The sequence below is a fragment of the Sulfuricaulis sp. genome, assembly GCF_049587675.1.
GTDB lineage: Bacteria > Pseudomonadota > Gammaproteobacteria > Acidiferrobacterales > Sulfurifustaceae > Sulfuricaulis.
Genome location: NZ_JBAVEJ010000001.1, coordinates 1 through 5,191, shown reverse-complemented (window position 1 = coordinate 5,191; position 5,191 = coordinate 1). Strand labels below are relative to the sequence as shown.

Below are 5,191 nucleotides of genomic sequence, written 5' to 3'. Positions count from 1 at the left end.
TCTGTCTCTTATGCTTTATTCCACGGTTTACGAACTCATAACAAAGACATTCTTCATACACAGATTCCAGCAACCCTGGCCCAAGATTTCGATGAACCTCTATCGCCGCTCCAATAATCTCATTTGAAAGTTCATCTTCTTTTAACATAGGACTGATTTTTCATTTCTAATTCTTAATTGCCTTTCTTTGCGATCTTTGCGTCTTTGCGGTGAACATACGCTTTACAATTTAGAAATCGTTGCCTGCTGCAGCAGGTGGTCCACCGACGCGTGCATCACGTCGAGGAACGGATACGGCCACAACCCCATCGCCAGCACCGCGACCGCGAGCAGCGTGAGAAACACGATTTCGCGCGGCGTCGCATCCGTCAGTTCCGCGACCTTGGCATTGCCGACCTCGCCAAACAGCACGCGTTTGTACATCCACAGCGTATACGCGGCGCCGAAGACTAGCGTGGTCGCGGCGGCGAAGGCATACCAAATATTCACCTGGAACGCGCCCAGGATTACCAGGAATTCGCCCACGAAACCGGACGTGCCGGGCAGGCCGGCGTTGGCCATGGCAAACAGCATCATGAAGGAGGCGAACACCGGCATGCGGTTGGCCACCCCGCCGTAGTCCTTGATCATGCGCGAGTGCAATCGGTCATACATGACACCGACGCACAGAAACAATGCGCCGGAGACGAAACCGTGCGAGATCATCTGCGCGATGCCGCCTTCGAGGCCCTGGGTGTTAAATATGAAAAATCCCAGCGTCACGAAACCCATGTGGGCGATCGAGGAGTACGCGATCAGCTTCTTCATGTCCTCCTGCACCAATGCCACGAGGCCGATGTAAACCACCGCGATCAGCGACAGCGCGATCATGAGCCATGCCAGCTGATGCGAAGCGTCCGGCAGGATCGGCAGCGAGAAACGCAGGAAACCGTAAGCGCCCATCTTCAGCATGATCGCCGCCAGGATCACCGAACCGCCCGTGGGCGCCTCGACATGCGCGTCCGGCAGCCAGGTGTGCACCGGCCACATCGGCACCTTGACCGCGAACGCGGCCAGGAACGCCAGGAATATTAGTATCTGCGCGTGAAGCCCGAGTTTCAGGTCATGCCACGCCAGGATGTCGAAACTGCCGGCCTTGAAATAAAGGTAAATCATGGCCACCAGCATCAGCACCGAGCCGAGAAAGGTATAAAGGAAGAACTTGATGGTGGCGTAAACGCGGTTCTGCCCACCCCACAGGCCGATGATGAGAAACATCGGCACCAGCATGGCCTCCCAGAAGACGTAGAACAGGATGCCGTCGAGCGCGCTGAAAACGCCGATCATGAGCCCTTCCATGACGAGGAATGAGGCATGGTATTGCGCGACTTTTTTATCGATCGATTTCCAGGCGGAGATGACGACGAGCACGGTACTGAAACTCGTGAGCAGGATGAGTAATAATGAAATGCCGTCGATGCCCAGGCGATAGCGGACCCGGAAAGCATCGATCCAGGCGTGGTCCTCGACGAACTGCATCGCGGCTGTACCGGTATGGAAGCCGGCATAAAGCGGCAGCGTCACGAGGAAGGTCAGGACGGCTACCGCGAGGCTCAGCTGTCGCGCGTAGTCGGCATTGCGGTCACTGCCGGTGGCAAGCACCGCCACCCCGCCGAGAATCGGCAGGAAGATGGCAAAGCTTAAAAGGTGGTCGGCTAGCATGGCTCAGCGGTGCAGGAAGAAGGTGATGAGCAAAAACAGTCCCAGGATCATGGCAAATGCATAGTGATACACATATCCCGTCTGGATGTGGCGCATGACCGAGGACGCCCAGCCGATCACGCGCGCGGTACCGTTCACCGCCAGGCCGTCAATCAGCTTCACGTCGCCAATCTTCCAAAGAACGCGCCCGATGGCGCGCGCGCCGCCGGCGAACACGAACTCGTTGAATTCGTCCACAAAATACTTGCGCAGCAACAGCGTGTAGATGGCGCCGGCCTTTTCACGAATCTGACCGGGCAGGAACGGATAACGGATGTACATGAACCACGCGAGGCCGATACCCGCGACCGCGAGCAGGAACGGCGCGGATTGCAGTCCGTGGGCGATGAAAGGGGCGACACCCTGGTAATGCTCGCCAATCTCCCGGATGACGTCGTGCGCGGGCAGGACTTTGATGGAATCGGCGAAGTAGCCGCCGAAAATCAGCGGATCGATGGTCATGAAACCGGCCAGCAGCGAGGGCACCGCCAGCAGCACCAGTGGCACGGTCACCACCCAGGGCGATTCCTTCACATGCTTGTAGGTGTGCTCGTCCATGCGCGGCTTGCCGTAAAACGTCATGAACAGCAGGCGGAACGAGTAAAACGCCGTCACGAACACACCGGCCAGCACCGCGGCATAGGCAAAGCCGCTGCCGGGAAGATGCGAAGTGTACACCGCCTCGATGATCAGGTCCTTGGAGAAAAAACCGGCGAAAGGCGGAATGCCGGCGAGCGCGAGCGAACCCACCCAGACGGTGAAGAAGGTAATTGGCATGCGCCGGCGCAGGCCGCCCATCTTGCGCATGTCCTGCTCGTGATGCAGGGCGATAATCACCGAACCCGCGGCAAGAAATAACAATGCCTTGAAGAAGGCGTGCGTCATCAGATGGAAAATTCCCACGCTATAGGCCGAAGCGCCGAGCGCGACCATCATGTAGCCGAGCTGGGAGAGCGTCGAGTAGGCGATCACGCGTTTGATGTCGTTCTGCACGATGCCGACGAGTCCCATGAGAAACGCCGTCAGCGCGCCGATCACCAGCACCACCGACAACGCCGTCTCGGAAAGTTCGTACAGCGGCGACATGCGCGCCACCATGAAGATGCCGGCGGTCACCATGGTGGCGGCGTGGATCAACGCCGAAATCGGCGTCGGGCCTTCCATCGAGTCGGGCAACCACACGTGCAGCGGCACCTGCGCCGATTTACCCATCGCGCCGATGAACAGCAGGATGCAGGTGAGCGTCAGGAGATTCCAGTCCACGCCCGGGAACACCTGGATGGTTTTGGCGGCCATCTGCGGGGCGATGGAGAATACCGCGCCGTAGTCGAGCGTGCCGAAGGTCATGTAGATCGCCGCGATGCCGAGCAGGAAACCGAAATCGCCCACGCGATTGACGAGGAAGGCCTTGAGCTGGGCGTAGGTCGCCGTGGGACGCGTGAACCAGAAGCCGATAAGCAGGTAGGACATCAGTCCCACCGCCTCCCAGCCGAAGAACAGCTGCAGGAAATTGTTCGACATCACCAGCATCAGCATCGAGAAGGTGAACAGCGCGATGTAGCTGAAAAACCGCTGGTAACCGGGGTCGTCGTGCATGTAGCCGATGGTGTAGATGTGCACCATAAGCGAGACGAAGGTGACGACGACCATCATCAGCGCCGACAGCGGGTCGATCAGAAATCCGACCTCGAGCGGAATGCCGCCGGAGACGCCCCAGGTGTAGATCGGGCCATTAAAAACATTGCCTGCCAGCACGTCCGGCAAAACCACGAAAGCCGAGAGCGCGAACGCCACGGCGACACCGAGGATCGTTACCGTGTGCGCGCCGACGCGCCCGATTTTCCAGCCGAGCAGCCCGGCCAATACCGAGCCCGCGAGACAGGACAGCGGAATCACGAGGTAGATCAGTTTGAAGTCGATGTCGAATCCGGACATGGCCTAGCCTTTGAGACTGCTCAGGTCTTCAACGTTGATGGACTGGCGGTTGCGAAACACCACCACCAAGATGGCAAGCCCGATGGCCGATTCGGCCGCGGCCACCGTGAGGATGAAGAACACGAATACCTGCCCCGCGGTGTCGCCGAGGTAATGCGAGAATGCAATGAAGTTGAGATTGACGGCCAGCAACATGAGCTCGATCGCCATCAGCAGGATGACGAGGTTCTTGCGGTTGAGAAAAATGCCGACGACGCTCAGGGAGAATAGGATCGCCCCGAGTATCAGGTAATGCGCCAACGGTATCATCGCCCCCCCCTTGTTTTTTTGTACATCGTACGGCTCAGCCCTTTTTTTCCGACGGCATCTTGATCACGCGCATGCGCTCGCGCGGATTAATATTGATCTGCTGCGCCGGATTCTGGTACTTGGTGTCCTTGCGGCCACGCAGCGTGAGCGCGATCGCCGCCACAATGGCCGTCAGCAGGATGGCCGCCGCGATTTCGAACGGGTAGGCGTAGACCGTATACAACAGACGCCCGAGTTCGCGCGTGTTGCTGTGGCCCGCGGGCAATGAGCCAGGGTCCGGCATCTGCGCCGGACTGAAATGGTCCGAGCCAATGATAATTACCATTTCCGCTACCAGCAGCACCGCCACCAGTCCACCGATCGGGAGGTATTCGCCAAAACCTTCGCGCAGGCGCACCAGGTTGATGTCGAGCATCATGACCACGAACAGGAACAGCACCATCACCGCGCCGACGTACACCAGCACCAGCGCGATGGCGAGGAACTCAGCCTGCAGCAACAGCCACAGCCCGGCGGCGCTCACGAAAGTCAGCACCAGAAACAGCGCCGCCTTCACCGGGTTGCGCACGGTGATCACCATCGCCGCGGCGAACACCAGCACCGTGCCAAAAAAGTAAAAAATCAGTTGTTTGAATTCCATAAAAAACTAACTTTTAACCGCCAGGACGCCAGGGTCGCCAGGAAAATCAAAAGAAACTCTCGCGCTCAAAAGATTCATATCATTATTATTCCCTGGCGTTCCTGGCGTCCTGGCGTTCATTATCAATCATAATCTAACGATACTTCGCGTCCGCCGCGCGATCCGCGGCGAGTTGTTTTTCATACTTGTCGCCAACGGCGAGCAGTTGTTCCTTGGTGATCACGTGCTCGCCGCGGTTCTCGAAATGGAATTCGAAAATCCGCGTCTCGACGATGGAATCCACGGGGCACGATTCCTCGCAGAAACCGCAGTAAATGCACTTGAAGAGGTCGATATCGTAGCGCGTGGTACGGCGCGTGCCGTCGGCGCGTTCTTCGGACTCGATGGTAATCGCGCACGCCGGACAGACCGCCTCGCACAGCTTGCAGGCGATGCAGCGTTCCTCGCCGTTGGGATAGCGGCGCAGGACATGCTCGCCGCGGAAGCGCGGCGACAGCGGGCCCTTCTCGGACGGGTAATTGAGCGTCGCCTTCGGCCCGAAGAAATAGCGCATGGCGAGCACGAAGG

General features: G+C 58.5%; 6 protein-coding genes. All 6 read right to left on the bottom strand.

Going from position 1 to position 5,191, the window contains the following annotated elements; translation table 11 throughout:
* Positions 1-148, bottom strand: a 148-nt coding sequence (locus WB402_RS00030) for a GxxExxY protein (protein WP_424204553.1), incomplete at its 3' end; no start/stop codon positions are given.
* A gap of 74 nt (positions 149-222) precedes the next feature.
* A complete protein-coding gene (locus WB402_RS00025; protein ID WP_424204549.1) occupies positions 223-1,701 on the bottom strand; it encodes an NADH-quinone oxidoreductase subunit M in 1,479 nt (492 codons plus the stop codon).
* Positions 1,702-1,704: 3 nt separating this feature from the next.
* Entirely contained in the window at positions 1,705-3,675 is a 1,971-nt protein-coding gene (nuoL, locus tag WB402_RS00020) for an NADH-quinone oxidoreductase subunit L (protein WP_424204548.1), read from the bottom strand.
* 3 nt (positions 3,676-3,678) lie between these two features.
* Positions 3,679-3,984, bottom strand: coding sequence for an NADH-quinone oxidoreductase subunit NuoK (nuoK, locus tag WB402_RS00015; protein WP_424204546.1), 306 nt, complete (start codon positions 3,982-3,984; stop codon positions 3,679-3,681).
* A 34-nt stretch (positions 3,985-4,018) separates the two neighbouring features.
* Complete coding sequence (locus WB402_RS00010; protein ID WP_424204545.1) at positions 4,019-4,624, bottom strand: NADH-quinone oxidoreductase subunit J; 606 nt, start codon at positions 4,622-4,624, stop codon at positions 4,019-4,021.
* A gap of 133 nt (positions 4,625-4,757) precedes the next feature.
* The gene (gene nuoI, locus WB402_RS00005) at positions 4,758-5,186 is read right to left on the bottom strand and encodes an NADH-quinone oxidoreductase subunit NuoI (protein ID WP_424204551.1); all 429 of its coding nucleotides are present in this window, start codon (positions 5,184-5,186) and stop codon (positions 4,758-4,760) included.
* Positions 5,187-5,191 lie beyond the last annotated feature (5 nt).